This window comes from Knoellia sp. LjRoot47 (genome assembly GCF_964253435.1).
Lineage (GTDB): Bacteria > Actinomycetota > Actinomycetes > Actinomycetales > Dermatophilaceae > Knoellia.
In genome coordinates, this window is sequence record NZ_CAXUQS020000001.1 from 2601505 (window position 1) to 2625782 (window position 24278).

The 24278-nt window shown below is 71.5% G+C and carries 26 protein-coding genes; 17 read left to right on the forward strand and 9 right to left on the reverse strand.

All coding sequences use genetic code 11. The features are described from left to right. The first annotated feature begins 70 nt into the window (after positions 1 to 70). The 4 genes from ACSQ11_RS12555 to rpsT all read left to right on the forward strand — a co-directional run bounded on the left by ACSQ11_RS12555 (position 71) and on the right by rpsT (position 4034). Positions 71 to 2347: an ATP-dependent DNA helicase gene (locus tag ACSQ11_RS12555; protein ID WP_436005871.1), complete on the forward strand. Its 2277-nt coding sequence runs from the start codon at positions 71 to 73 to the stop codon at positions 2345 to 2347. 1 nt (position 2348) lies between these two features. Further along, positions 2349 to 2582 (forward strand): hypothetical protein, encoded by a 234-nt coding sequence (locus tag ACSQ11_RS12560; RefSeq protein ID WP_436005873.1) that lies wholly within the window; start codon positions 2349 to 2351, stop codon positions 2580 to 2582. Beyond that, a complete protein-coding gene (gene holA / locus ACSQ11_RS12565; protein WP_436005875.1) occupies positions 2566 to 3561 on the forward strand; it encodes a DNA polymerase III subunit delta in 996 nt (331 codons plus the stop codon). The genes ACSQ11_RS12560 and holA overlap by 17 nt, the downstream gene beginning before the upstream one ends. Positions 3562 to 3773: 212 nt before the next feature. Then, positions 3774 to 4034, forward strand: a complete 261-nt coding sequence (gene rpsT / locus ACSQ11_RS12570; RefSeq protein WP_436005877.1) for a 30S ribosomal protein S20 — start codon at positions 3774 to 3776, stop codon at positions 4032 to 4034. An 84-nt stretch (positions 4035 to 4118) separates the two neighbouring features. Here the strand turns inward: rpsT and ACSQ11_RS12575 are convergent, their stop codons facing one another. Continuing rightward, positions 4119 to 4895, reverse strand: a complete 777-nt coding sequence (locus tag ACSQ11_RS12575) for a lysozyme (protein ID WP_436005879.1) — start codon at positions 4893 to 4895, stop codon at positions 4119 to 4121. Between the two features lie 99 nt (positions 4896 to 4994). Continuing rightward, positions 4995 to 5480, reverse strand: a complete 486-nt coding sequence (locus tag ACSQ11_RS12580; RefSeq protein ID WP_436005881.1) for a type II toxin-antitoxin system PemK/MazF family toxin — start codon at positions 5478 to 5480, stop codon at positions 4995 to 4997. Positions 5481 to 5651: 171 nt separating this feature from the next. Between ACSQ11_RS12580 and lepA the strand changes: the two genes are divergently transcribed. The 3 genes from lepA to ACSQ11_RS12595 all read left to right on the forward strand — a co-directional run bounded on the left by lepA (position 5652) and on the right by ACSQ11_RS12595 (position 8665). Further along, complete coding sequence (lepA, locus tag ACSQ11_RS12585; RefSeq protein ID WP_436005883.1) at positions 5652 to 7517, forward strand: translation elongation factor 4; 1866 nt, start codon at positions 5652 to 5654, stop codon at positions 7515 to 7517. Positions 7518 to 7717: 200 nt separating this feature from the next. Continuing rightward, on the forward strand, positions 7718 to 8185 hold the full coding sequence (locus tag ACSQ11_RS12590) for a hotdog fold domain-containing protein (RefSeq protein WP_436005885.1): 468 nt from the start codon (positions 7718 to 7720) through the stop codon (positions 8183 to 8185). Between the two features lie 36 nt (positions 8186 to 8221). Beyond that, on the forward strand, positions 8222 to 8665 hold the full coding sequence (locus tag ACSQ11_RS12595; RefSeq protein WP_436005887.1) for a nitroreductase family deazaflavin-dependent oxidoreductase: 444 nt from the start codon (positions 8222 to 8224) through the stop codon (positions 8663 to 8665). Positions 8666 to 8672: 7 nt separating this feature from the next. Here ACSQ11_RS12595 and ACSQ11_RS12600 read toward each other — a convergent pair whose 3' ends face one another. Genes ACSQ11_RS12600 through ACSQ11_RS12610 form a run of 3 tightly spaced genes read right to left on the reverse strand, consistent with a single transcriptional unit; the run spans position 8673 to position 10993 of the window. Then, positions 8673 to 9239 (reverse strand): NUDIX hydrolase, encoded by a 567-nt coding sequence (locus ACSQ11_RS12600; RefSeq protein WP_436005889.1) that lies wholly within the window; start codon positions 9237 to 9239, stop codon positions 8673 to 8675. Next, complete coding sequence (locus ACSQ11_RS12605; protein ID WP_436005891.1) at positions 9236 to 10036, reverse strand: tyrosine-protein phosphatase; 801 nt, start codon at positions 10034 to 10036, stop codon at positions 9236 to 9238. Before ACSQ11_RS12605 ends, ACSQ11_RS12600 begins: the two co-directional genes overlap by 4 nt. A gap of 18 nt (positions 10037 to 10054) precedes the next feature. Next, positions 10055 to 10993: an NAD(P)-binding domain-containing protein gene (locus ACSQ11_RS12610; protein WP_436005893.1), complete on the reverse strand. Its 939-nt coding sequence runs from the start codon at positions 10991 to 10993 to the stop codon at positions 10055 to 10057. A gap of 295 nt (positions 10994 to 11288) precedes the next feature. On the opposite strand from ACSQ11_RS12610, the gene hemW reads away from it, so the two are divergent. Both hemW and ACSQ11_RS12620 read left to right on the forward strand, forming a co-directional pair. Beyond that, a complete protein-coding gene (hemW, locus tag ACSQ11_RS12615) occupies positions 11289 to 12515 on the forward strand; it encodes a radical SAM family heme chaperone HemW (protein WP_436005895.1) in 1227 nt (408 codons plus the stop codon). A 108-nt stretch (positions 12516 to 12623) separates the two neighbouring features. Then, positions 12624 to 13394: an SDR family oxidoreductase gene (locus ACSQ11_RS12620; protein WP_436005897.1), complete on the forward strand. Its 771-nt coding sequence runs from the start codon at positions 12624 to 12626 to the stop codon at positions 13392 to 13394. Positions 13395 to 13482: 88 nt separating this feature from the next. On the opposite strand, the gene ACSQ11_RS12625 is transcribed toward ACSQ11_RS12620, so the two are convergent. Both ACSQ11_RS12625 and ACSQ11_RS12630 read right to left on the reverse strand, forming a co-directional pair. Further along, on the reverse strand, positions 13483 to 14115 hold the full coding sequence (locus ACSQ11_RS12625) for a DUF4870 domain-containing protein (protein WP_436005899.1): 633 nt from the start codon (positions 14113 to 14115) through the stop codon (positions 13483 to 13485). 232 nt (positions 14116 to 14347) lie between these two features. Further along, a complete protein-coding gene (locus ACSQ11_RS12630) occupies positions 14348 to 15226 on the reverse strand; it encodes a DUF3097 domain-containing protein (RefSeq protein ID WP_436005901.1) in 879 nt (292 codons plus the stop codon). Positions 15227 to 15295: 69 nt separating this feature from the next. Between ACSQ11_RS12630 and hrcA the strand changes: the two genes are divergently transcribed. The 3 genes from hrcA to ACSQ11_RS12645 all read left to right on the forward strand — a co-directional run bounded on the left by hrcA (position 15296) and on the right by ACSQ11_RS12645 (position 18309). Further along, complete coding sequence (gene hrcA, locus ACSQ11_RS12635; protein ID WP_436005903.1) at positions 15296 to 16327, forward strand: heat-inducible transcriptional repressor HrcA; 1032 nt, start codon at positions 15296 to 15298, stop codon at positions 16325 to 16327. A 76-nt stretch (positions 16328 to 16403) separates the two neighbouring features. Further along, positions 16404 to 17537, forward strand: coding sequence for a molecular chaperone DnaJ (dnaJ, locus tag ACSQ11_RS12640; protein ID WP_436005905.1), 1134 nt, complete (start codon positions 16404 to 16406; stop codon positions 17535 to 17537). 28 nt (positions 17538 to 17565) lie between these two features. After that, positions 17566 to 18309 carry a 16S rRNA (uracil(1498)-N(3))-methyltransferase gene (locus ACSQ11_RS12645; RefSeq protein ID WP_436005907.1) on the forward strand — a complete coding sequence of 248 codons (744 nt, stop codon included), beginning with the start codon at positions 17566 to 17568 and terminating at the stop codon, positions 18307 to 18309. Here ACSQ11_RS12645 and ACSQ11_RS12650 read toward each other — a convergent pair whose 3' ends face one another. Beyond that, entirely contained in the window at positions 18310 to 19395 is a 1086-nt protein-coding gene (locus tag ACSQ11_RS12650; RefSeq protein ID WP_436005909.1) for a Gmad2 immunoglobulin-like domain-containing protein, read from the reverse strand. Then, the gene (locus ACSQ11_RS12655; protein WP_436005911.1) at positions 19392 to 19925 is read right to left on the reverse strand and encodes a SigE family RNA polymerase sigma factor; all 534 of its coding nucleotides are present in this window, start codon (positions 19923 to 19925) and stop codon (positions 19392 to 19394) included. Before ACSQ11_RS12655 ends, ACSQ11_RS12650 begins: the two co-directional genes overlap by 4 nt. A 60-nt stretch (positions 19926 to 19985) precedes the next feature. Here ACSQ11_RS12655 and ACSQ11_RS12660 point away from each other — a divergent pair, with 60 nt between their 5' ends. From ACSQ11_RS12660 to era, 5 genes are read left to right on the forward strand one after another with little or no spacing between them, the layout of a single operon-like run. After that, positions 19986 to 20345 (forward strand): histidine triad nucleotide-binding protein, encoded by a 360-nt coding sequence (locus ACSQ11_RS12660; protein WP_436005913.1) that lies wholly within the window; start codon positions 19986 to 19988, stop codon positions 20343 to 20345. Positions 20346 to 20369: 24 nt separating this feature from the next. Beyond that, positions 20370 to 21488: a PhoH family protein gene (locus tag ACSQ11_RS12665; RefSeq protein WP_436005915.1), complete on the forward strand. Its 1119-nt coding sequence runs from the start codon at positions 20370 to 20372 to the stop codon at positions 21486 to 21488. Beyond that, entirely contained in the window at positions 21485 to 21952 is a 468-nt protein-coding gene (gene ybeY / locus ACSQ11_RS12670) for an rRNA maturation RNase YbeY (protein WP_436005917.1), read from the forward strand. The genes ACSQ11_RS12665 and ybeY overlap by 4 nt, the downstream gene beginning before the upstream one ends. Positions 21953 to 22003: 51 nt before the next feature. Beyond that, complete coding sequence (locus ACSQ11_RS12675) at positions 22004 to 23305, forward strand: hemolysin family protein (protein ID WP_436005919.1); 1302 nt, start codon at positions 22004 to 22006, stop codon at positions 23303 to 23305. Next, on the forward strand, positions 23298 to 24251 hold the full coding sequence (gene era, locus ACSQ11_RS12680; RefSeq protein ID WP_436005921.1) for a GTPase Era: 954 nt from the start codon (positions 23298 to 23300) through the stop codon (positions 24249 to 24251). The genes ACSQ11_RS12675 and era overlap by 8 nt, the downstream gene beginning before the upstream one ends. The last annotated feature ends 27 nt before the right edge of the window (positions 24252 to 24278 follow it).

Genomic DNA, 24278 nt, shown 5'->3' on the forward strand with positions numbered 1-24278 from the left:
CGGCTCACCGACGCACCGGGGCTGTGGAGGGTCGGACCGCGGCGTCGGTGCGACGGCATAGGCTGACGCGGTGCCGACCCTCGACGACCTCCTCGCAGCCGCCGTCAGCGGGGTCAAGGGCAGCGAGCGCCCCGGCCAGGTGTCGATGGCCAAGGCCGTGGCGCACGCGATCGACAGCGACGAGCACCTCCTCGTCCAGGCCGGCACCGGCACCGGCAAGTCCCTCGCCTACCTCGTCCCGGCCGTGCAGCACGCGGTCGACGCCGGCAAGCCCGCGGTCGTCGCCACCGCGACGCTCGCCCTGCAGGCGCAGATCGTCGACCGCGACATGCCCCGGGTCGCCGACGCGCTCGCGCCGCTGCTCGGTCGTCGCCCGACCTACGCCATCGTCAAGGGTCGCCGCAACTACCTCTGCGCCCACAAGCTCGAGGGAGGCTTCCCCGACGACGAGGAGGGCCTGTTCGGCGTCGGCGAGGTCGACAAGCAGGCCGGCCGTCTCGGCCAGGAGGTCGTCCGCCTGCGCGAGTGGGCCGGCGAGACCGAGTCGGGCGACCGCGACGAGCTCGTTCCCGGTGTCTCCGAGCGGGCGTGGCGACAGGTCTCGGTGAGCGCGCACGAGTGCCTCGGCAGCAAGTGCCCGATGGTCGCCGAGTGCTTCGTGGAGCGCTCCCGCGAGGCGGCCAAGAGCGTCGACGTCATCGTCACCAACCACTCGTTCATGGCGATCGACGCGTTCGAGGGCCGGCAGATGCTGCCCGAGCACGACGTGCTCGTCGTCGACGAGGCCCACGAGCTGGTCGACCGCGTCACGGCGACGATCACCGACGAAGTGACGCCCGGGATGGCCCGCCTCGCCGCCAAGCGTGCTGGCCGGCAGGCGGACTCGAGCGAGACGGTCGACGACGCGGGCACGTTCCTCGAGTCGGTCCTCGACGAGATCCCCGAGGGCCGCCTCACCGGCATACCCGACAACCTCGCGCTCGCGCTGGCCCGGCTGCGCGACACGACGCGACAGGTGCAGACCGAGCTCAAGCCGGCCCAGGGCCAGGAGGTCGACGGCTCACGTCAGGTCGCCCGGGCCGCGATCGACGAGCTCCACGAGAACGCCTCCCGCGTCCTCGAGGAGCGCGAGCTCGACGTCGTCTGGGTGAGCAAGGACCCGCGGCGGGGCAGCGTCCTGCGGGTCGCGCCGATGAGCGTGTCGATGCTCGTGCGCGACAAGATCTTCGAGGAGCGCACGGTCGTGCTCACCTCCGCCACCCTCGAGCTCGGCGGCACCTTCGACGCCGTCGCCGGCACGATCGGCCTGCGCGGCGAGGGTGCGCCGACGTGGACCGGCCTCGACGTCGGCAGCCCCTTCGACTACCCGCAGCAGGGCATCGCCTACGTCGCCAAGCACCTCCCGCCACCGGGCCGCGACGGCGCCTCGCCCGAGACCATGGACGAGATCGAGACCCTCGTCCGGGCTGCCGGCGGGCGCACGCTCGGCCTCTTCTCGTCGATGCGTGCCGCACGCGCCGCGACCGACGAGATGCGCGAGCGGCTCAAGGACCTCGACGGCGAGATCGCCGTCCTCTGCCAGGGCGAGGACCAGATCTCCACCCTCGTCCGGCAGTTCGCCCGCGACCCGCGCACCTGCCTGTTCGGGACGCTCAGCCTCTGGCAGGGCGTCGACGTCCCCGGGTCGAGCTGCCAGCTCGTCATCATCGACCGCATCCCGTTCCCGCGGCCCGACGACCCGCTCGCCTCGGCACGCTCGCAGGCGATCGCGCGGATGGGCGGCAACGGGTTCATGGCCGTCTCGGCCACCCACGCGGCGCTGCGGCTCGCGCAGGGCGCGGGCCGGCTCATCCGTCGCGGCGACGACCGTGGCGTGGTCGCCTTCCTCGACTCGCGGATGATGAGTGCCCGGTATGCCGGCTTCCTCCAGCGTTCGCTCCCTCCCTTCTGGCCGACGTCCGACCGCGACCTCGTCCTCAACGCGCTCAAGCGGCTCGACGCCACGGCACCGCCACCGCTCGACGTGGCCGACCCCGCCCTGCGCGGCCTCACCGGCGCGGTCAAGGGCACGACGATGGGTGACGCCGAGGTCAAGGGGGAGGTCGACGCGACCGACACCCGGCCGGTGGCGACCGCCCCACCGGCGGCCCCGTCCGCGCGCACGGCCGTGACTCAGGGGCACCCGTGGACCGACGAGGAGGACGAGGAGCTCCGCGACGGGGTCGAGCTCGGGCTCGACGTCGAGGAGCTGAGCGAGTCGCTGGAGCTGCCCGCCGAAGTCATCGCCGCGCGCCTGGCCGGTCTCGGTCTCGAGGCCGGCACCGGCTCCACCCTGAGCCTGGACTGACATGGGCTCCCCTGACGGCAGTCGACCGCACCGTCCCTGGGTCCGGGGCGCGCTGCGGTCCCTCGGCGTCGTCGTGGTCGTCGTCGCCGTGGTCGTGGCGGTCCTCGTCGCGAGGTGGATGGATGCCGGGCCGTGGTTTCCCTCCGGTGGTGACGGCAGCATGGTGACGGGCGCGGCTGCGCCGAGGGCAACGGTCGCCGTCGCACCCGCGTGGCAGAGTGACCGCCGTGAGTGATCTCGTCGAGGTGCAGCGTCGGGTGCCGCCGCTCGTCCTCATCGCCGGGCCCGAGCAGGTCCTCGCCGAGCGGGGCCTGACAGAGGTGCTCCAGTCCGTGCGCGAGCGGACGCCCGACGTCGAGGTCATCCGGCTCCACGCCAGCACCTACGAGCCCGGCGAGCTCACCGTGCACGCCAGCCCGTCCCTCTTCGGCGGCGACAAGGCCGTCGTCGTCCACGACCTCGACGAGGCGACCGACGAGCTCCAGCAGGACCTCCTCGCCTACCTCGCCGCCCCACCCGACGACGTCACGCTCGTCGTCGTGCACAAGGGCGGCAACCGCGGCAAGAAGGTCCTCGACACCCTCAAGAAGTCCAGGGCCCGCCTCATCGACGCCCCCGCCATCAAGACCGACCGCGACAAGGCGGACTTTGCGATGAACGAGTTCCGGCGAGCCAAGCGACGAGCGACGGGCGAGGCCGTGCAGGCGCTCGTCGAGGCCATCGGCAAGGACCTGCGCGAGCTCGCCTCGGCCTGTCAGCAGCTCATCGCCGACACGACCGGCGTCGTCGACGAGCAGGTCGTCATGACCTACCACGGCGGCAAGGTCGAGGCGACCGGGTTCAAGGTCGCCGACGCCGCTGTCGCGGGTGACGCCGGCGAGGCCTTGCGCCTCCTCCGGCACGCGATCGCGGTGGGCGTCGACCCGGTCCCGATCGTCGCGGTGCTCGCCCAGCAGCTGCGTCAGCTCATCAAGGTCGGCTCGGCCGGTCGTGGACGCTCCGCCGACCTCGCGCGTGACCTCGGGATGGCTCCGTGGCAGGTCGACAAGGCCCGCCGCTCGCTCCAGGGCTGGACCGCCGAGGCACTGGCCCGGTCGTTGCGCGCCGTCGCCGCCGCCGACTTCGAGGTCAAGGGCGGCGGCCGCGACCCCGTCTACGCCGTCGAGCGAGCGGTCCTCACGATCACCCGCGAGAAGGCCGAGGGCGACCGCTGACCGGCGGGGGAGTGCACGGCATACGGGGGCGTTTCGGCGTTTTGCCAGTGCCAGCCTGCCGCTGGTAGATTTGCTCCTTGCGTGCGCGCTCAGGTCGTGCGCGTACGTAGATCCATCCAGAGCGGTTCAGCAAGGGTGTCCCCACTCCCGGTCCCGAGCCGCATCTGCCGCCCTCTCACGGCAACCACCGACCTCCCAGAAAGAATCTCTTCGTGGCAAACATCAAGTCCCAGCTCAAGCGCATCAAGACCAACAAGGTCGCGACCGAGCGCAACAAGGCCGTCAAGTCCGACGTCCGCACCGCGGTCCGCAAGTTCCGCGAGGCCGCTGACGCCGGCAAGGTCGACGAGGCCAAGGACGCGCTCAAGCTCGCGTCCAAGAAGCTCGACAAGGCCGTCAGCAAGGGCGTTCTGCACAAGAACAACGCGGCCAACAAGAAGTCGGCCATGGCCAAGAAGGCCGCCGGCCTCTGAGCCAGCGACATCGCGGTCGATGACCGCACGCACGAGGGCCCGTCACCATCTCGGTGACGGGCCCTCGTGCGTGTGCGGGCGGCGTCAGCCCAGCGCGAGCGCCTTGAGCCGGGTGAGGTCGCCGTTGAAGACGTTCTTGTCCAGCGGGCTGTCGGTGTACTGCCAGAACGTGGAGTAGCCCCATCCCGCGGGCAGGGTCCCCGCAGAGGTGCTGTAGCGGGCGATCCACAACGGGTTGGTCTGCGAGAAGCTGCTCGTGTTGCCCGTGCACTGGCTCCACCAGTCGGTCGTCGTGTAGATCACGGCGTCGCGTCCGGTGCGCGCCTTGTATCGGGTGGTGAACGCCGAGATCCAGCTCCGCATGCCGGCCTGCGTCAGCCCGTAGCAGGTGGCTCCGTAGGGGTTGTACTCGATGTCGAGCACGCCCGGCAGCGTCCTGCCGTCGCGCGACCACCCGCCGCCGTTGTTGACGAACCAGTCGGCCTGGGCCGTCCCCGTCGAGCTGGCCGGCAGCCCGAAGTGGTAGGCGCCGCGGATCATGCCGACGTTGTAGGAGCCGTTGTACTGCTGCGCGAAGTACGGGTTCTTGTAGGTCGTCCCCTCGGTCGCCTTGACGTAGGCGAACTTCATGCCCTGCCCCCACCACGAGGCCCAGTCGACGTTGCCCTGGTGGGACGACACGTCCATCCCGTTCGTCTGCGCGACGGCCGCGGTGGCCGCGGTCGCGCTCGACGTGGCGGGCGCGGGGGTGCGCTGCTGCGCCGGTCCGGTCTTCGCGGTGGCGGTCTGGCCCGCCAGTGGGACGAGGGCGAGGGCGGTCACGGCCGCGAGGCCGGCGAACCGTCGGGGGAACCTGCTCATGAGCACTCCTTGGGTCGGCGCTCGGGAGCCCGGGCGGAGCTTCAGCCAAGGCGGCGCCCGCACCCGCCGCAACCGGAGCAGAGGTTCTTGGCGAACCTTTTACCCTCTGCGGAAGATGTTCACGAGACGGTCGAGCGCGGAGGGTCGTGCGGATTTCGCCGGGACGTCGCGCTGCGGGTGGGGATGGGCCGCGTGGGCGGCGACGACCTCGTCCCACCTCGCCCGGTCGAGCACAGCCCCCTCACGCCGCACGGTCGCGGGGTCGATCCGCACGACGCGGTTGACCCGGACCTCCGACGGGCGACCCCTGCCGTCCCAGCCACCGACGCCGACGTCGACCCAGTACCGGCCGGCCCTGGCCTCCTGCTGCTCGTCGCGGTCGTGGTCCTTGCTCGTGAGCTGCATCCCGAGCAGCCACCGGCCGTCGCGTCCGACGACGAGGACGGGGCGGTCCTTGCCCCGGCTCGCGTCCTCCTCGTACGGCACGTGTGCCCACACGACCTCGCCCGGGTCCGGCTCGCCGTCGGCCTCGGGGGAGTAGTCGGGGTCGAGGGGACCGTCGTAGTCGCCGGGATAGCTCGCCATGCCGGTCACGCTACGCGGCACGGACCGCGACACCGGTATGCCGTGGCGCACCACGGCATACCGGCTCGGTTCGGGAGGTGGCCGGCGGAGGACGGCGCGGTTCGGCGCGACGGCGCGGCCATGGGAGACTGTGCCGACTCCCTGCCCGCACTTCCCGAGGACCTATCGACCGTGTCTCCCCGCGCCCGCACCGTGCTGCAGCCGCACGCCACGCCGCCGGAGGCGATCCGCAACTTCTGCATCATCGCCCACATCGACCACGGCAAGTCCACCCTCGCCGACCGGATGCTCCAGATCACCGGTGTCGTCGACGAGCGGGCGATGCGTGCGCAGTACCTCGACCGCATGGACATCGAGCGCGAGCGCGGCATCACGATCAAGAGCCAGGCCGTCCGCATGCCGTGGGAGGTCGCCGGCGAGACGGGCAAGCCGGTGAGCCACATCCTCAACATGATCGACACCCCGGGCCACGTCGACTTCACCTACGAGGTCTCGCGCTCGCTCGCCGCCTGCGAGGGCGCCGTGCTCCTCGTCGACGCCGCGCAGGGGATCGAGGCGCAGACGCTCGCCAACCTCTACCTCGCGATGGAGAACGAGCTCACGATCATCCCGGTGCTCAACAAGATCGACCTGCCGGCCGCGCAGCCCGAGAAGTACGCCGAGGAGCTCGCGGGCCTCATCGGCTGCGAGCCCGAGGACTGCTTCCGCGTCTCCGGCAAGACCGGCGTCGGCGTCGAGCCGCTGCTCGACGAGATCGTCCGGCAGATCCCGGCGCCCGTCGGCGACCCCGACGCCCCCGCGCGCGCGATGATCTTCGACTCGGTCTACGACACCTACCGCGGGGTCGTCACCTACGTCCGCGTCGTCGACGGCAACCTCAACCCGCGCGAGAAGATCATCATGATGTCGACGCGGGCCTCGCACGAGCTGCTCGAGATCGGCGTCATCAGCCCCGAGCCGATGCCGGGCAAGGGACTCGGCGTCGGCGAGGTCGGCTACCTCATCACCGGGGTCAAGGACGTGCGCCAGTCCCGTGTCGGTGACACCGTCACCAACGAGCGCAAGCCCGCCGCGACCGACCTCGGCGGCTACCGCGACCCCAAGCCGATGGTCTTCTCCGGTCTCTACCCGATCGACGGCTCGGACTACCCTGTCCTGCGCGACGCCCTCGACAAGCTCAAGCTCAACGACGCGGCCCTCGTCTACGAGCCCGAGACGTCGGCGGCCCTGGGCTTCGGCTTCCGGTGCGGCTTCCTCGGTCTGCTCCACCTCGAGATCGTCCGCGAGCGGCTCGAGCGCGAGTTCGACCTCGACCTCATCTCGACCCAGCCCAACGTCGTCTACGACGTCACGATGGACGACGGCACGCACATCGAGGTGACCAACCCGAGCGAGTTCCCCTACGGCAAGGTCGCGGAGGTGCGAGAGCCGGTCGTCAAGGCCACCATCCTCGCGCCGAGCGAGTTCATCGGCGCCATCATGGAGCTCTGCCAGGGCAAGCGCGGCCAGCTGCTCGGCATGGACTACCTGTCCGAGGAACGCGTGGAGATGCGCTACACGCTGCCCCTCGCCGAGATCGTCTTCGACTTCTTCGACCAGCTGAAGTCGCGGACCCGCGGCTACGCCTCGCTCGACTACCAGGAGTCCGGTGACCAGGCGGCCGACCTCGTCAAGGTCGACATCCTGCTCCAGGGCGAGAACGTCGACGCCTTCAGCTCGATCGTCCACAAGGACAAGGCGTACGCCTACGGCAACCTCATGGCCGGCAAGCTCAAGGAGCTCATCCCGCGCCAGCAGTTCGAGGTGCCGATCCAGGCCGCCATCGGCGCTCGGGTCATCGCCCGCGAGAACATCCGCGCCATCCGCAAGGACGTCCTCGCCAAGTGCTACGGCGGTGACATCAGCCGCAAGCGCAAGCTGCTCGAGAAGCAGAAGGCCGGCAAGAAGCGGATGAAGAACATCGGCACCGTCGAGGTCCCGCCGGAGGCCTTCATCGCCGCCCTGTCGTCCGACGCCGCCGAACCCAAGAAGAAGTAGCCGCGCCGTCTGCCGGGTGCTTGCGTCCGCAGAGGTGGTCGGGTTCTCGACCGAGGTTGCGGACGCAGCCCGTATGCCGGGTGCTTGCGTCCGCAGAGGTGGTCGGGTTCTCGACCGAGGTTGCGGACGCAGGCGCGGCGACGGGGTGAGGGAAACCACGGAGGGGGCACGGCCGGCATACCGGGAAGTAACATCGGCGTATGCCGGAGACCTTCGCCCTGTACCGCACGCTCACCTCCCTGCCCCTGGGCCGGTCGGCCTTCTCGTTCCTGTTCGCGCAGAAGGCGCCGTACTTCTGGACCGTGCGCCCGCAGGTCCGTGAGGTCCGCGAGAACCACGCCGAGCTGACGATCCGCAAGCGGCGGGCGGTGCAGAACCACATCGGCACGGTCCACGCGATCGCCGTGTGCAACGGGCTCGAGGCGGCCATGGGCCTGCTCGCCGAGGCGACGACACCGCCCGGACGGCGCTGGATCCCCAAGGGCATGGAGGTCGCCTACACCGCGAAGTCGACGACCGACCTGCTGTGCACCGCCGATACCGACCCGGCCGACTGGGCCGAGCCCGGAGACGTTCCGGTGCGGGTTCGGGCGATCCGCGAGGACGGCACCGTCGTCGTCGAGGGCGTCATCACGATCTACGTGAGCGACAAGAAGAAGTCGGCCTGACGAAATGGCAGGGCCCGGTGTGATGTTGTGGGGAACATGACCACGATCACCGGAACGTACGTCCCGAGCCCGAGCGCCTGGGTCCGCAAGCAGGTCGAGACGATCGAGGAGACCGGCACCACGGGCTCCGTCGACATCCAGGGCAGGCCGGTCGTGCTGCTCACGATGAACGGCGTGACCGGCTCGGTGCGCAAGGTCCCGCTCATGCGGGTCGAGCACGACGGCGTGTATGCCGCGGTCGCGAGCAAGGGTGGGGCGCCTGACCACCCCAAGTGGTATGCCAACCTGCGCAAGAACCCGGTGCTGGAGGTCCAAGACGGTGAGCGGACGTGGATCGCCCGTGCGCGTGAGATCGACGGCGCCGAGCGGGAGGCGTGGTGGGAGCGGTGTGTCGCGGCGTTCCCGAACTACGCGGAGTACCAGACCAAGACCGACCGGCTCATCCCGGTCTTCGTGCTCGAGCCCGTCGACGCCGCCTGACGGTCCCTCAGGCCGGCGCCACCGTCGACTCGTCGACGTCCCCGAGGGCGAGCGGCGCTTCGGCGACGGCGGTGTCGTCGGCGGTGACCCGGTCGAGGATCGCGAGCAGGTCGCGCGGCCAGATCTCCTCGGTCGTGCCCCCGAGCTCGGTCCGGGTCCACCAGTGGTGGGCGGTCATCGTCGCGAGCTCGACCTCGGTGTGCCCGGCCGTCGACACCTCGAACCCGTCGCACCGCACGAACCAGAACTGCTCGTCCTGGGTGGTGACGACGTCGCTGTAGCCGTGGACGACGACGCGTTCGGCGAGCGGTCCGACGAGCTCGTCCTCGGTGATCGCGAGGCCGGTCTCCTCGGCGACCTCTCGGACGGCGGCCTGCAGGTCGGTCTCGCCGGGGTCGACACCACCACCGGGGGTGATCCAGAAGACAGGGACCGGCGTGAGGCCGGGGTCGCTGTCGCGGAAGAGCAGGATCCGGTCTTCACGGTCCACGAGCAGCACGCGCATCGCGCGGCGACGGTTGCGCGGACGCTCGTCGGGGTCCGGCGCGCCGAGGACCGGGAGCGCCCCCGTCACGTCGTGAGCCGCTCGCGGAGGCGGTCGATGTCGCCAGTCGTCCAGCCCTGCTCCGTGAGCCAGCCGGTGGCGCCGCCGAACTCGCTCTGCACCGTGTCGAGGATGGTCTGCATCGTCTCGGGACGGGGCCGCTGGTCGTCGACGCTCTGCTGCCGCAGCGCGGTGCCGTAGAGGTCGCGGGGCATGAGCCGGGCGATGATCTGCTCGATCCGCTCGCCGGTGAGGGCGTAGTCCTCGATGATGACGTCGTGGGGGACCCCGGCCGCGTCGAGCGCGAGGGCGACGACGGTGCCGGTGCGGTCCTTGCCCGCGGCGCAGTGGACCACGGTGGCGCCGGAGCTGCGTGAGACGACGTCGAGCGCGGCCGAGATCGAGTCCGGCCGGGTCGAGAGGTAGCCGAGATAGTGCTCGGACCAGAACTGGGCATCGCGTTCGGGGCGGGTCGAGTGCTGGGGCACGGCGAGGGCCTGCTCGGCCGTCACGGCCCGCCCGTCGCCGAAGAGCGAGTGGTGGTGGTGGGTGAGCGACTCGACGTGCCACAGCGGACCGGGTCCCTCGGTGCTCACCTCGGTGTCGCTGCGCAGGTCGACGATGTCGCTCACGCCGAGGACGTCGACGACGTGGCGCACGTCGGCCGGGCTGAGGTCCTGGAGGTTGTCCGAGCGGAGAAGTCGGCGCGGCTGCACCACGCCCCCGTCGCGTGTCGGCAGCCCTCCGGAGTCGCGCATGTTGACGACCCCCTCGAGGTCGACCCAGCGCTCGGTGGCGGACACGTCGGACCTGCGGTCATCGCTCACGCCGCCATCGTAGGTCCCTCAGATGTCGACGACCTGCCCAGTGTCGGTGGCCTCGGCCCGGTCGGCGACGGCGCTCGCCACGACGAGGTCGCAGATGCCGGTGCCGAGGTTCGAGATGACGAGCCGCCCCTCGGGACGGGATGCGTGGAGCAGGTGTCCGGTCCAGGCGGTGGCCGCGGGGTAGCCGTCGAGCTTGCCGCGCACCTCGCGCACGGCGGTGAACTGCACCGGGTCGTCGGACGCGAGGACGGCCGTGTCGGCGAGGGCTGCGTCCACCGAGCTCGCGTAGTCGATGGGCAGCAGGAGGGCGTCCTCGCGAGGCCACGTCTGCGGGATCGCCATGTCGGTGAGCCCGATGGACAGACCGGTGATCACGACGTCCGCGTCGCGGACCGCAGCCTCCCGCGAGGGCGAGGCAACGACGCGTATGCCGGGTGCGACCTTCCCGGTCTCGTGCGCGAGCGCGTCGACCGCCTCGTGTCGCCGGGCCCAGACCCGGACCTCCTCGTGGCCGAGTGCCTCGAGGATGCGCAGGTGCGAGGCGGCCTGGACGCCTGCGCCGAGGAAGGCGATGGTGGCGTTCGGGGGAGCGAGGGCCCGCACGCAGGCGCCCGTCACCGCTGCGGTGCGGACCGCGGTGAGCTCGGCCGCGGGAAGGAGGGCGGACGGCATACCCGTCGTGCCGTCGTTGACGACCATGACGCCCGTCGCGGTCGGTAGACCGCGGACCGGGTTGTCGGGCACGAGGCTGATCCACTTGCAGCCCAACAGGTTTCGCTCCGGATAGGCCGCGGGCATCGCGTTGGCGAACATGCCGGGGGAGGTGCGCACGGTCGGCTTGGGCGGGACGTCTGCACGGCCCTCGGCCAGCGCGGTGAGCGCGTCGGCGACGAGGTCGACCACCTCGACGAGAGGGGGGAGGCAGGCCCGGACGTCGGCGTCGGTGAGGATGCGCACGGTCGCCAACCTATCGGGGCAAAGGTGAGGGCCTCGGAAAGTATGAGTTTCCGAGGCCCTCGACAGATCAAGAACCGAAGTTCTTTCTCTGACGCTCTCACCGAGGTGAGTGCGTACGGATATTTCTAGTCGAGCCACCGGTGGCGCACAAGAGGTTCGACGCGAATTGCCCGAACTTTCTTTGGGTGGGCGGCGTGTCACGCTGGACACGCCGCTCGTGGGGCGTCGGCGGTGGTCGCGGCTGGCGCAGGGCCGGTGCCCGGGAGTCCCCGGCGGGGGTGGGAGGATCTGCGGCATGCCCCGACTGCCCGACGGCGACCCCGCGCCCGCGACCGGGGAGCTGCCGACGACGGTGCTCGAGGGTCTTGGTGCGCGCCCCTTCGGCATCTACCTGCACGTGCCGTTCTGCCGGGTGCGGTGCGGATACTGCGACTTCAACACCTACACGCTGACCGAGCTCGGGCCCGGTGCGAGCACGTCGACCTTCGCGGACACGGCGCTGGCCGAGCTCGACCTGGCACGCTCGGTGCTCGGCGAGCGTGCGCCTCGCGTCGACACGGTGTTCGTCGGCGGCGGGACGCCCACGATGCTGCCGGCGGCCGACCTCGTGAGGGTCGTGGACGGCATACGGGAGCGGTTCGGACTCGCCGACGACGTCGAGGTGACGACCGAGGCCAACCCGGACTCGGTGACCCCCGAGTCCCTGCGCGAGCTTGCCGACGGTGGGTTCACGCGGATCTCGCTCGGCATGCAGTCGGCGGTGCCGCACGTCCTCGCGACCCTCGACCGGACCCACGAGCCCGCCGGGGTGGGGCGCGCGGTCGACGCGGCACGGGACGCAGGCCTCGTGACGAGCGTCGACCTCATCTACGGCACGCCGGGCGAGTCGCTCGATGACTGGCGCCGCTCGCTCGACGCCGCGGTTTTTCTTGCGCCCGAGCACATCTCGGCCTATGCCCTCGTGGTCGAGGAGGGCACGAAGCTCGCGGCCCAGGTGCGTCGCGGTGAGGTCGAGCGGCCGGACGACGACGACGAGGCGACGAAGTACGAGCTCGCGGAGGAGGTCCTCGGCGCCGCAGGGTTCGGGTGGTACGAGGTGAGCAACTGGACCCGCACGCCGGCCGGGCGCTGCCGCCACAACGACGGCTACTGGACCGGCGCCGACTGGTGGGGCGTGGGTCCCGGGGCGCACAGTCACGTCGGCGGCGTGCGGTGGTGGAACGTCAAGCACCCCAGGGCGTATGCCGGCCGCCTCACCTCGGGCGAGTCCCCGGCTGCCGGGCGGGAGACGCTGACCGAGGAGCAGGTCCGCGACGAGCAGGTGCTGCTCGGGGTGCGGGTGCGCGACGGACTCGTCGTCGACGACCTCGACGAGGTCGGGCGACGTGCCGTGGCCGGGCTGGTGGCTGACGGGCTCGTCGACGGGGTGGCTGCGGTGCGCGACCGCCGGGTGGTGCTCACCCTGCGTGGACGGCTGCTCGCCGACACCGTCGTCCGCCGGCTCCTCGGCGTCGACACCTGACCGAAAAGGCTCGCGAGCCGATGTTGCGCTCCCGGGCCCCTTCAACGCGGCTCGCGACGGTACAACCGGCTCGCCAGCCGGTCGTACCGCACTCGTAGGGTGGCCCGCATGACTGCTGCGACGCACGCCCGACGGCTCGAGGGCCGCACCGCCATCGTCACCGGAGCGAGCCGAGGGATCGGTCTGGGCATCGCCGAACGTCTCGTCGCGGAGGGCGCCCGGGTCTGCATCACGGCGCGCAAGCAGGACGCCCTCGACTCCGCCGTCGAGTCACTCGGCGGAGCGGACGTCGCGATGGCCGTCGCGGGTCGCGCCGACGACCCGGCCCACCAGGACGAGGTGCTGGCCGCGGTGGCCGAGAGGTTCGGCCCCGTGGACCTGCTCGTCAACAACACCGGGATCAACCCGGCATACGGGCGGCTCGTCGACCTCGACCTCGACGCGGCCCGCAAGATCGTCGAGGTCAACTGCATCGCGGCGCTGTCGTGGATCCAGAAGGCCGTGGCGGGCGGGCTCGAGGAGCGCGGCGGAGCGATCGTCAACGTCTCGTCGGTCGCGGGCGTTCGGCCGGCGCCGGGCATCGGCTTCTACGGCGCGAGCAAGGCCATGCTCACCCACCTCACCGAGGAGCTGGCGGTCGAGCTCGGGCCGACGGTGCGCGTCAACGCCGTCGCGCCGGCCGTCGTCAAGACGCAGTTCGCGACCGCGCTCTACGAGGGGCGCGAGGAGAAGGTCGCCGCCGGCTACCCGCTCGGCCGGCTGGGTGTGCCCGAGGACATCGCCGGGGTCGTGGCGTTCCTGCTCTCGGACGACGCCGCGTGGATGACCGGACAGCTCGTCGTCGTCGACGGCGGACTCCTCCTCAAGGGCGGCGTCTGACCCGCAGCCCCCAACAACTGATTGCCCCACGGCGCGCGCCGTGGGGCAATCAGTTGCGGATGGCCGGAAGGTCAGGCGGGCACTGCGCTCAGCTGACGAACCGCGGGGTCAGCGGCGGCGACCACTGCTGGCCCTCGTTGGCGCGCAGGGCTCCGATGATGTGGAGGACGAACGCGATCGCGAGCGCGATGAAGTACGTGGCGAACCCGACGAGCACGAGCATGAGCGGGAAGCTGATGAGCAGCACGATGCCGGTCATGATCTGGATGTTGAGCGAGTTCGCGGCGTGCTGCCGGACGAAGTCGCCGCGGTCCTTGTACATCACGTAGATGACGAGCGACCCGACGAAGCCGAGCAGGCCGGCGCTGAGGACCATCGCGATGAGCGGGATGACGTGGGCGAACATGCCCCACTGCCGCTGCTGCGCGGGGTCGAGGACCTGCTGCCCGTATGCCGTGGCCGGGGCGGGGTGGCCCTGTCCCGGCTGCTGGTAGCCCTGCTGCTGGTAGGCGGGCTGTGGGTAGGGCTGCGCCGGCGGCGTGTGCACGTGACCCGGCTGCGGGTTCTCGGGCTGGGAATGCGCGGGCGGGGGCGGCGGGGGAGTCGAGCCCTGTATCGAGGAGGGCGCCGGGGGCGGTGGTGGCGTCGACGGATCGGCCGTCGAGGTGGACTGCGGGTCCTGCGGCTGTCCCTCGAACTCCGGGTTCGGAGTGGTGGTCATGGTGTCCTCCTTCAGGGGACGGGGTGCTGTCATCCAGTCAAACCCATCCGAACGCCGTTTGATCCCCACTTCGGGGTGCGGTCAGGGTGCGCTCAGGGGCGACCCTGCCGCGGAAGGTGGGCGAACGGCATACCTCGTCGTGAAAGCCCGCAGCGTCCGCAAGGGTGGTCGGGAAGGTGACCACTTCCGCGGACGCACGCACAGGGCAACGCGGGCAGCGCGAGACGACGGGTCAGGCGTCGGGAGCGGTGACGAAGTCGATGAGCTCCTCGACCCGGCCGAGCAGGGAGGGCTCGAGGTCGGCGTAGGAGCGCACGGTGCCGAGGATCTGCTTCCACGCGCGCGCGATGTCGGCCTGGTCGTCGTGGGGCCACCCGAGGTGGGCGCAGATGCCGTGCTTCCACGAGATGCCGCGCGGGATGACCGGCCACTGCGACATCCCCAGCCGCTCAGGGCGGACCGACTGCCACACGTCGACGTAGGGGTGGCCCACGATGAGCACGTGCGGGGCGTACGGCTGCAGCCGTGAGGCCGACTCGACGACCCGCGTCTCCTTCGTGCCGGTGACGAGGTGGTCGACGAGGACGCCCATGCGCTTGCCCGGACCCGGCCGGAAGTCGCGGATCGCGGCCTCGAGGTCGTCGACGCCGTCGAGCGGCTCGACGACGACACCCTCGACCCGCAGGTCGTGGCCCCAGACCTTCTCGACGAGCTCGGCGTCGTGGGTGCCCTCGACGAAGATCCGCGAGGCGCTCGCGACCCTGGCGGGTGCGTGGGCGACGGCCCGTGACCCGCTCGCGGTGCGCGAGGCGGCCTGACGGGCGGCGGAGAGCTGCGCCGAGCTGGCCGCGGTCGGCCTGGTCAGCGTGACGGGGCGGCCGTCGACGTGGAACCCCGGCCCGAGCGGGAACGCCTTCGTGCGGCCCCGACGGTCCTCGAGGTGGACGACCTGGATGCCACCGGCCTTCTCGACGCGGACGACGGCACCGACCCAGCCGGTCTCGACGTCCTCGACGACGACACCCATCTCGGCGGCGAGGGGGGTGGATCGGCCGCCGCGCGGCGCCTTCCAGTCCCCGGAGAGCACGTCCTGCCCGTAGCGATCAGTCACGTGCGCGAGGGTAGACGTAGAATTGGCACTCACCAAGCATGAGTGCCAGCGCGGAAGGAGGTGTCGCACATGAGTGAGGACCGTCGGCTCGCGGTGCTGCGGGCGATCGTCCAGGACTACGTCGAGACGTCCGAACCGGTGGGCTCCAAGGCCCTCCTGGAGCGCCACTCCCTCGGCGTCTCCGCAGCAACCGTGCGCAACGACATGGCCGTCCTCGAGGAGGAGGGGCTCATCGCGGCCCCGCACACGAGCGCGGGCCGCATCCCCACGGACGCCGGCTACCGGCTCTTCGTCGACCGGCTCAGCACGCTCAAGCCACTGAGCGGTGCCGAGCGACGCGCCATCAGCACGCTGCTCGACGGGGCCATCGACCTCGACGACGTCGTCGACCGCACCGTGCGGCTGCTCGCGTCGCTGACCCGTCAGGTCGCCGTCGTCCAGTACCCGTCGCTCACCCGCTCGTCGGTCCGCCACATCGAGCTCGTGCCCCTCGGCGCCTCGCGGCTGCTCGTCGTCCTCATCACGACGACCGGCCGCGTCGAGCAGCGTGTCCTCGAGACCGGCATGGACCTCGCCGACCCGGCGACCGAGCGGATGCTGTCCTCGCTGCGGTCCGACGTCAACGGCGCGACGGTCGGCAAGACGCTGGCCGACGCCGCCGGCGGGCTCGGCGAGCTGCCGACCCAGGTCGACCCCGGTGCGCGTGGCCTGCTCGCCGCCATCGCCGCCGAGCTCACCGAGGTGCTCGTCGAGCAGCGCGAGGAGCGGGTCGTCATGGCCGGCACCTCCAACCTCGTGCGTGCCGGCGAGGACTTCCCGAGCTCCATCGGGCCGGTCCTCGAGGCCCTCGAGGAGCACGTGGTCCTCCTCAAGCTCCTCGGTACGGTGACCGAGCAGGGTTCGGCCGTCGCCGTCCGGATCGGTGCCGAGAACCCGTATGCCGGCTTGCACACCACGTCGCTCGTCACCTCGGGCTACGGCACGGGGTCCGACCTCGTGGCCGGTCTCGGTGTCGTCGGCCCGACGCGCATGGACTACCCGACGACGATGGCCGCGGTGCGTGCCGTCGCGACCTACGTCAGCCGGATCCTCGCGGAATGACCGGGTCGTCCCCGGCCTTGCACCTCCAGCCGCATTCCCTGAACCGAACAGCCCCCAGCGAAGGACGTCCTCCGAAGTGAACGACTACTACGCCGACCTCGGCGTGGCCCGTGACGCATCCGCCGACGACATCAAGAAGGCCTATCGCCGCGCGGCCCGCAAGCTGCACCCCGACGTCAACTCCGGCCCCGAGGCCGAGGAGCAGTTCAAGAGGGTCTCCCAGGCCTACGACGTGCTCTCCGACGCCGAGAAGAAGCGCAGCTACGACATGGGCGCCGACCCCTATTCCGGTGCCGGTGCGGCCGGCTTCGGACAGGGCTTCTCGTTCAGCGACGTCATGGACGCCTTCTTCGGCGCCGGCGCCGGTGCGGCGCAGGGGCGCGGCCCCCGCTCGCGCCAGTCGCGGGGACAGGACGCGCTCGTGCGCCTCGACCTCGACCTCGTCGACGCGGTCTTCGGCGCCGAGAAGGAGCTGACGATCGACACCGCCGAGGGCTGTGGCACCTGCCACGGCGCCGGCACCCAGCCCGGCACGGGCACCCGCACCTGTGACGTCTGCCAGGGGCAGGGTCAGGTCCAGAGCGTGCAGCGCAGCTTCCTCGGCCAGGTCATGACCTCCCGGCCGTGCGTCAACTGCCAGGCGACGGGCCAGGTCATCGAGGCACCCTGCTACGAGTGCTCCGGCGACGGCCGCGTCCGCACTCGTCGCACCCTGACCATCCGTGTCCCCGCGGGCGTCGACACCGGCACCCGGATCCAGCTCGCCGGCGAGGGCGAGGTCGGCCCCGGCGCCGGCCCGTCCGGCGACCTCTACGTCGAGGTGGCCGTCCGCCGCGACCAGCGGTTCCAGCGCCAGGGCGACGACCTCCACGCGACGGTCGAGCTGCCGATGACGGCGGCCGCGCTCGGTGCGTCGATCCCGTTCGAGACCTTCGACGGCGAGCAGGAGCTCGACATCCGCGCCGGTACCCAGTCCGGTGAGCAGATCCTGCTGCGTGGCCTCGGTGTCACGCACCTGCGTGGCTCGGGTCGCGGCGACATCATCGTCCACGCGATGGTGGCGACGCCGACGCGGCTCAACGCCGAGCAGGAGGAGCTCCTCCGGCGCCTGGCCACCCTGCGCGACGAGGAGAAGCCCACCGGCCACATCGCCAACCCGGCGGACGGCTCGATCTTCGGCAAGCTGCGCGACGCCTTCAAGGCCCGCTGATGCCGGGAGTGGGGGAGGGGAACGGGCGATGAGCCTGGCGCTCTACCTCGTGGCCGCCGGCAGCCTCGACGCGACGAGCCCCGGCGACGTCATCGTGCTCGACGGTCCCGAGGGCCGGCACGCGGTCACGGTCCGGCGCACCCAGCCGGGGGAGCGCCTGCGCCTCGCCGACGGCGCCGGACGCGTCGTCACCGGCGAGGTCGAGTCCGTCGAGCGCGCCGAGCTGTCGCTGCGGGTCGACACGGTCGACGTCGAGCCCGAGCCCGCACCCCGCTTCGTCCTCGTCCAGGCCCTCGCCAAGGGTGACCGCGACGACCAGGCCATCGAGGCTGCGACCGAGCTCGGCGTCGACGAGGTCGTGCCGTGGCAGGCCGGGCGCAGCATCGTCCAGTGGCGCGGCGAGCGCGGTGACAAGGCGTGGCGCAAGTGGGACGCGGTGCTCGTCGCGGCGACCAAGCAGTCACGCCGCCCGCGCCGTCCGCACCTGGCCCCGGTGGTGACCACGACGGCACTGGCCGCGCGGATCGCCGCCGGTGGCACGGCATACGTGCTGCACGAGGACGCCGACGCACCCCTGGCCACCCAAGAGCTGCCGGCCGACGGCGAGGTCCTCCTGGTCGTCGGGCCGGAGGGCGGAATCTCGCCAGAGGAGCTCGACGCGTTCCGGGCGGCTGGGGCCCACCCGGTGCGACTCGGAGAGACTGTCCTGCGGTCCTCCAGCGCGGGACCCGCGGCGCTCGCGGTCCTCAGCGCCGCCGCCCGCTGGCGCTGATCACCGGACGTCGAAGCCCACGATCCGCTCGGCAAGCGGCGAGCCGTCCTTCGGTGACGACGTGAACGCACGGAAGGTCCACGACCCGGCGTCGAGCCGGCCGAGGTCGACGGCGAACGTCCCGCGCCCCGGCGCGCCGACCGAGGCCGTCGTGAACCCGCGGCGCACGACGCGGTCACCCGACCGGAGCTCCCACTCGACGTTCGCCTCGAACGCCACCGCCTGCCCACGCACGGTCACGGGCCGTGACACGCTCACCGATGCACCCGGCGCGGGGCTGTCGACCCAGAGGTCGCAGAGGAACTCCGGGGGCGTGCCGGCGCGGGTCCAGGTGCGCGAGGGGTCGAGGAGCCCGAAGAGGCGTTGCCCACCGGGCGCGCGGACGGTCACCGGCAGGTCCCCACGGCCGACGGCCGCCTGCGCCGTCCACACCAGCGCCGTGACCGCCAGCTCGGCTGCCCGGGCGTCGGGTGCGGGCGCTCCGGGGCCGATGAGGTCGATCGTGATCCGCGCGCCCTTCACGACCACCCTGTCCACGGCTACTCCGCTCCACGGATCTGCCTGCGCATCCGTGCTCCGGATCGCCTCCACCACCGCGAGGGTCGCCCGGTCCGACTCGGTGGCGTCCTTGGGCAGGGCCAGCGTCGAGAACTCGCGGACGAGCCCGCGGCGGGCCTGCTCACCCCCGTTGCTGCCCACGACGTAGATCCCCAGCGTCGCCGACACCGTCCCGGTCGGAGAGCTGGTCGCCGAGGGAGAGGCCGACGAGGACGGGCTCGTCGAGGGGGTGGGGGATGACGGGGACGCCGTCGGGCTCGGTGCGGAGGTCGTCGGCTGAGGGGTGGCGGGCAGCGTGCCGTCGTCCCCGTTCGGGCGGGCGGCCCAGACGATCCCCCCGACCAGCGCGGCGGTGGCGGCGACCGCGGCCACCGTCCACCAGCGCCGGCTCCCCGTGGCGTGCTCGGGACCAGAGGCCTCCCGGAGGATGGCGTCGAGACGCGAGGACGGACGGACCTCACGGGCACGCTCGGACAGGGCCGCCCGCAGCTCGCGCTCGGTCCGCGACTGCTCGTCGTACGTCGTCATGGCCGCGCCTCCATCTGGGTCCGCAGCGCGGCGAGGCCGCGGTGCGCGTGGGCCTTGACCGACCCCGGGGCGATGCCGAGGGCGTCGGCGATCTGGGCCTCGCTGAGGTCGAGGTAGTAGCGGAGCACGAGCACCTCTCGTTGTCGCGCCGGGAGCGACTGGAGCCTCCCGAACAGGTCCGCCGACCCCACGGCCGCAACCGCCGCGTCCTCGGCGCTGACGGCGCTGAGCCGTCGCTGCTCGGGACGGATCGAGTCGAGGTATCGCTGCTCGACCTTGTGGTGCCGGAGCGCGGACCGTGCACCGTTGACGACGCACTGCCGCAGGTATGCCGCGCCGCTGGCTCCCGTGACGTCGTCCCACTTCCGGTGGAGCGACACGAAGGCCTCCTGGGCGATCTCCTCGGCGAGCAGGTCGTCGTGGACGAAGAGCCAGGCGAGGCGGACCATGGGAGCCCAGTGGACGGCATACAGGCTCGACACGCCGTCGTCAGCGGCGGCGCGCGATGCAGCGTCACGTCGTGAGCCCACGAAGGTCATTGTCACGCCGGGGAGACGCCCAGGTGGTCCGATCGGTTTACTGTCGAGGGCATGAGCGACGCGCCTGCCGACACGGACTGCCTCTTCTGCCGGATCGTCGCCGGGGAGATCCCGGCCGAGGTCGTCGGGGAGAGCGGGCACAGCCTCGCCTTCCGTGACGTGAACCCGCAGGCCCCCACCCACGTCCTCGTCGTGCCCCGCCGACACGTCGCCAACGCCGGGGAGTTCGCCGAGGCCTCCGCCGACGAGCTCGCCGACGTCACGCTCCTCGCACGCACCGTCGCGCAGGCGGAGGGGCTGGGCGGTGACTACCGGCTCGTGTTCAACACCGGCGCCGGAGCGGGCCAGAGCGTCTTCCACGCGCACCTGCACCTGCTGGGCGGGCGGGCAATGAAATGGCCTCCGGGCTGAGCCGAACCGTAGACTCGTGGTGACATGACAGACGCACCGCATACCCCCACCTCCGACCAGACGCCGGCGCACACCCCGGTCCACACCGTCACGATCCCCGGGGACGTGTCGATGGTGGCCCTGCTGGGACCTCGCGACGAGCTGCTCCGCACGATGGAGCGCCAGTTCCCGCTGACCGTGATCCACGTGCGCGGCAACGAGTTCCACATCTCCGGTCCGAGCGCCGAGGTCGCGCTGGTCGAGCGGGTCATCGACGAGCTGCTCGCGGTTCTCGACGGTGGGCAGTCGCTCAACCGGGACTCCGTCGAGCGCTCGATCGGCATGCTCCGCGCGCAGACCACCGAGCGCCCCGCCGACGTCCTCACGATGAACATCGTGTCGTCGCGGGGACGCACCATCCGGCCCAAGACGCTGGGCCAAAAGCGCTACGTCGACGCGATCGACGAGCACACGATCACCTTCGGCATCGGCCCCGCCGGCACCGGCAAGACCTATCTCGCGATGGCCAAGGCCGTCGCCGCCCTCCAGGCCAAGCAGGTCAACCGGATCATCCTCACCCGTCCGGCCGTCGAGGCGGGGGAGCGGCTCGGCTTCCTGCCGGGCACGCTCAACGACAAGATCGACCCCTACCTGCGCCCGCTCTACGACGCGCTGCACGACATGGTCGACCCCGACTCGATCCCGCGGCTCATGGCGGCCGGGACCATCGAGGTCGCCCCGCTCGCGTTCATGCGTGGCCGGTCGATCAACGACTCGTTCGTCATCCTCGATGAGGCGCAGAACACCACGCCCGAGCAGATGAAGATGTTCCTCACCCGCCTCGGGTTCGGCTCGCGCATGGTCGTCACGGGTGACGTCACGCAGGTCGACCTCCCCGGTGGCACGCAGAGCGGCCTCAGGGTCGTCCGCGACATCCTCGAGAGCATCGAGGACGTGCACTTCGCCGAGCTCAGCGCCCAGGACGTCGTCCGCCACCGGCTCGTCGGCGAGATCGTCGATGCCTATGGCCGCTGGGACGCCACGCACCAGTCGCGTGCGGCGGGGTCCACCCGCAGCGGCGGCGCTCGTCCGGCCCGTCGCCCCGCGAAGGCCAGCCACGACGCCGGCGACGTCGCCCCCGAGGCGACGGGGGACCAGGCATGAGCATCGACGTCCTCAACGAGACCGACTACGCCCTCGACGAGCTCGAGCTCGTCGCCTGCGCCCGCTACGTCATGGGCGAGATGAAGGTCCACCCGCAGGCCGACCTCTGCCTGCGCCTCGTCGACGAGGCAGCCATGGAGACCCTCCACGTGCAGTGGATGGACCTCCCGGGGCCCACCGACGTCATGAGCTTCCCGATGGACGAGCTGCGGCCGGGTCGCGACGGCGACGACCCCGAGGAGGGCGTGCTCGGCGACATCGTGCTCTGCCCCAGCGTCGCGGAGAAGCAGGCGGCGACCGCCGGCCACGCCACCGAGGAGGAGCTGCTCCTCCTCACGACACACGGCATCCTCCACCTCCTCGGCTACGACCACGCCGAGCCCGAGGAGGAGAAGGAGATGTTCGAGCTGCAGCGCCAGCTCCTCCTGACCTTCCTCGCGACGAGGGGCCGGAACGGTGCCTGACCCAGCCAGTCCCGGCGCCCTCGCGGTGTCGGGGACCGTGGCGGTGCAGCGATGACGCGACTCGTCGTCCTCACCGTCGTCGGCGTGATCCTGTCCTTCCTCCTGTCGGCGGCCGAGGCCGCGCTGCACCGCATCTCGCGGGTGCGCGCCCAGGAGCTGCTCGACGAGGGACGGCCCGGGTCGCAGTCGCTCGCCACGGTCGTCGGTGACAGCGCGGCATACCTGTCGGTCCTGTCGTTCGTCCGGGTCATCGCCGAGATGACCACGGCCGTCCTCGTGACGACCGCGGTCTACCGGGTCGTCGACGGCACGTGGAAGCCGCTCCTCATCGCCATCGCGGTCCTCGCGTTCGTCTCGTTCGCACTCGTCGGTGTCTCGCCCCGCACACTCGGCGGGCAGCATGCTGCGCGGGTGTCGCTCGTGGCCGCCCCCGTGGCCATCTGGCTGCGCCGGGTGCTCGGACCGCTCGCTCGCCTGCTCGTGCTGCTGGCCAACGCGGTGACACCCGGGCGGGGATACCGCGACGGACCCTTCGACAGCGAGTCCGAGCTGCGCGACCTCGTCGACCTCGCGGGGGAGTCCGCGCTCATCGAGGCGGGCGAGCGGCAGATGATCCACTCCGTCTTCGAGCTGGGCGACACGCTCGCGCGCGAGGTCATGGTCCCGCGCACGGACATGGTGACGATCGACAGCGACCGCGTGGCCCGTCAGGCGATGAACCTCTTCCTGCGCAGCGGCTACTCGCGCATCCCGGTGACGGGTGAGGACTCCGACGACGTGCTCGGCCTGCTCTACTTCAAGGACGTGGTGCGGCGCGTGACGGCCGACCCGGCGAGTGCGAACACTCCGGTCGCCGACTTCATGCGGCCCATGCCGTTCATCCCCGAGTCCAAACCGGTCGACGCGCTGCTGCGCGAGATGCAGCGCGACCAGACGCACTTCGCGCTCGTCGTCGACGAGTGGGGCGGCACCGCCGGGCTCGTGACGATCGAGGACATCATCGAGGAGATCGTCGGCGAGATCGCGGACGAGTACGACCGCGAGACGCCCGACCTCGAGGACCTCGGCGACGGACGCTGGCGGGTCGACGCGACGATGGACATCGACGACCTCGCCGAGGAGCTCGGCGTGACGATCGACGAGGACGAGGTCGACACGGTCGGGGGTCTCATCGGCAAGACGATCGGGCGGGTCCCGATCCTCGGTTCGACCTGCGAGGTCGCCGGGCTCCGGCTCACCGCCGAGCGCATGGCCGGTCGCCGTCACCGCATCGCCACCGTGATCGTCGAACGCGTCACCGCCACCCCGCACGACATGATGGAACCAGCCGAGACCGGGAGCACCCATGACTGACGACGCCGCCGCCGATCCCGGCGCGAGCACCGACCAGCCGTATGCCGCAGGCTTCGCCTGCCTCGTGGGGCGCCCCAACGCGGGCAAGTCGACGCTGACCAACGCCCTCGTCGGCGAGAAGGTCGCGATCACGTCGAGCAAGCCTCAGACGACCCGGCACACGATCCGCGGGATCGTCACGTCGCCGACGAGCCAGATCGTCCTCGTCGACACCCCCGGCCTGCACAAGCCGCGCACGCTGCTCGGCGAGCGGCTCAACGACCTCGTGCGCGAGACCTTGCTCGACGTCGACGTCGTGGGCTTCTGCCTCCCCGCCGACCAGCGCATCGGGCCCGGCGACCAGTTCATCGCCCGTGAGCTCGCCGAGCTGAGGCAGGCCAAGCGCACCCCGGTCGTCGCGCTCGCGACGAAGTCCGACAAGGTCGACCGCCAGCGCCTCGCCGAGCACCTCATCGCCATCGACCAGCTCGGCGAGTGGGCCGAGATCGTCCCCTGCTCGGCGACCCGGGGCGACCAGGTCGACACCGTCGCCGCCGTGCTCGCGAAGTACCTCCCGCCGTCACCGGGACCGCTCTACCCCGACGACGTCCTCACCGACGAGCCCGAGGTCGTCATGATCGCCGAGCTCGTGCGCGAGGCGGCGCTCGAGGGCGTGCGCGACGAGCTGCCGCACTCGCTGGCCGTCGTCGTCGAGGAGATGGTTCCCCGCCCCGACCGGCCCGAGGGCAAGCCGCTCATGGACGTGCGCGTCAACGTCTTCGTCGAGCGCTCGTCGCAGAAGGCGATCATCATCGGGCGCGGTGGCTCGCGCCTGCGCGACGTCGGGTCGACGGCGCGGGAGGGGATCGAGAAGCTGCTCGGGCAGCGCGTCCACCTCGACCTCCACGTCAAGATCGCCAAGGACTGGCAGCGCGACCCCAAGCAGCTCCAGCGGCTGGGGTTCTGAGGCTTCGTCGCCCGGCATTCGCAGCGC

Bases quoted from the DNA above. Each gene is read 5' to 3' on its own strand.
- ACSQ11_RS12560 (WP_436005873.1), top strand. From the start codon at position 2,349: ATGGGCTCCCCTGACGGCAGTCGACCGCACCGTCCCTGGGTCCGGGGC.
- ACSQ11_RS12575 (WP_436005879.1), bottom strand. From the start codon at position 4,895: ATGAGCAGGTTCCCCCGACGGTTCGCCGGCCTCGCGGCCGTGACCGCC.
- ACSQ11_RS12580 (WP_436005881.1), bottom strand. From the start codon at position 5,480: ATGGCGAGCTATCCCGGCGACTACGACGGTCCCCTCGACCCCGACTAC.
- ACSQ11_RS12590 (WP_436005885.1), top strand. From the start codon at position 7,718: ATGCCGGAGACCTTCGCCCTGTACCGCACGCTCACCTCCCTGCCCCTG.
- ACSQ11_RS12595 (WP_436005887.1), top strand. From the start codon at position 8,222: ATGACCACGATCACCGGAACGTACGTCCCGAGCCCGAGCGCCTGGGTC.
- hemW (WP_436005895.1), top strand. From the start codon at position 11,289: ATGCCCCGACTGCCCGACGGCGACCCCGCGCCCGCGACCGGGGAGCTG.
- ACSQ11_RS12620 (WP_436005897.1), top strand. From the start codon at position 12,624: ATGACTGCTGCGACGCACGCCCGACGGCTCGAGGGCCGCACCGCCATC.
- ACSQ11_RS12625 (WP_436005899.1), bottom strand. From the start codon at position 14,115: ATGACCACCACTCCGAACCCGGAGTTCGAGGGACAGCCGCAGGACCCG.
- hrcA (WP_436005903.1), top strand. From the start codon at position 15,296: ATGAGTGAGGACCGTCGGCTCGCGGTGCTGCGGGCGATCGTCCAGGAC.
- ACSQ11_RS12645 (WP_436005907.1), top strand. From the start codon at position 17,566: ATGAGCCTGGCGCTCTACCTCGTGGCCGCCGGCAGCCTCGACGCGACG.
- ACSQ11_RS12650 (WP_436005909.1), bottom strand. From the start codon at position 19,395: ATGACGACGTACGACGAGCAGTCGCGGACCGAGCGCGAGCTGCGGGCG.
- ACSQ11_RS12660 (WP_436005913.1), top strand. From the start codon at position 19,986: ATGAGCGACGCGCCTGCCGACACGGACTGCCTCTTCTGCCGGATCGTC.
- ACSQ11_RS12665 (WP_436005915.1), top strand. From the start codon at position 20,370: ATGACAGACGCACCGCATACCCCCACCTCCGACCAGACGCCGGCGCAC.
- ybeY (WP_436005917.1), top strand. From the start codon at position 21,485: ATGAGCATCGACGTCCTCAACGAGACCGACTACGCCCTCGACGAGCTC.
- ACSQ11_RS12675 (WP_436005919.1), top strand. From the start codon at position 22,004: ATGACGCGACTCGTCGTCCTCACCGTCGTCGGCGTGATCCTGTCCTTC.
- era (WP_436005921.1), top strand. From the start codon at position 23,298: ATGACTGACGACGCCGCCGCCGATCCCGGCGCGAGCACCGACCAGCCG.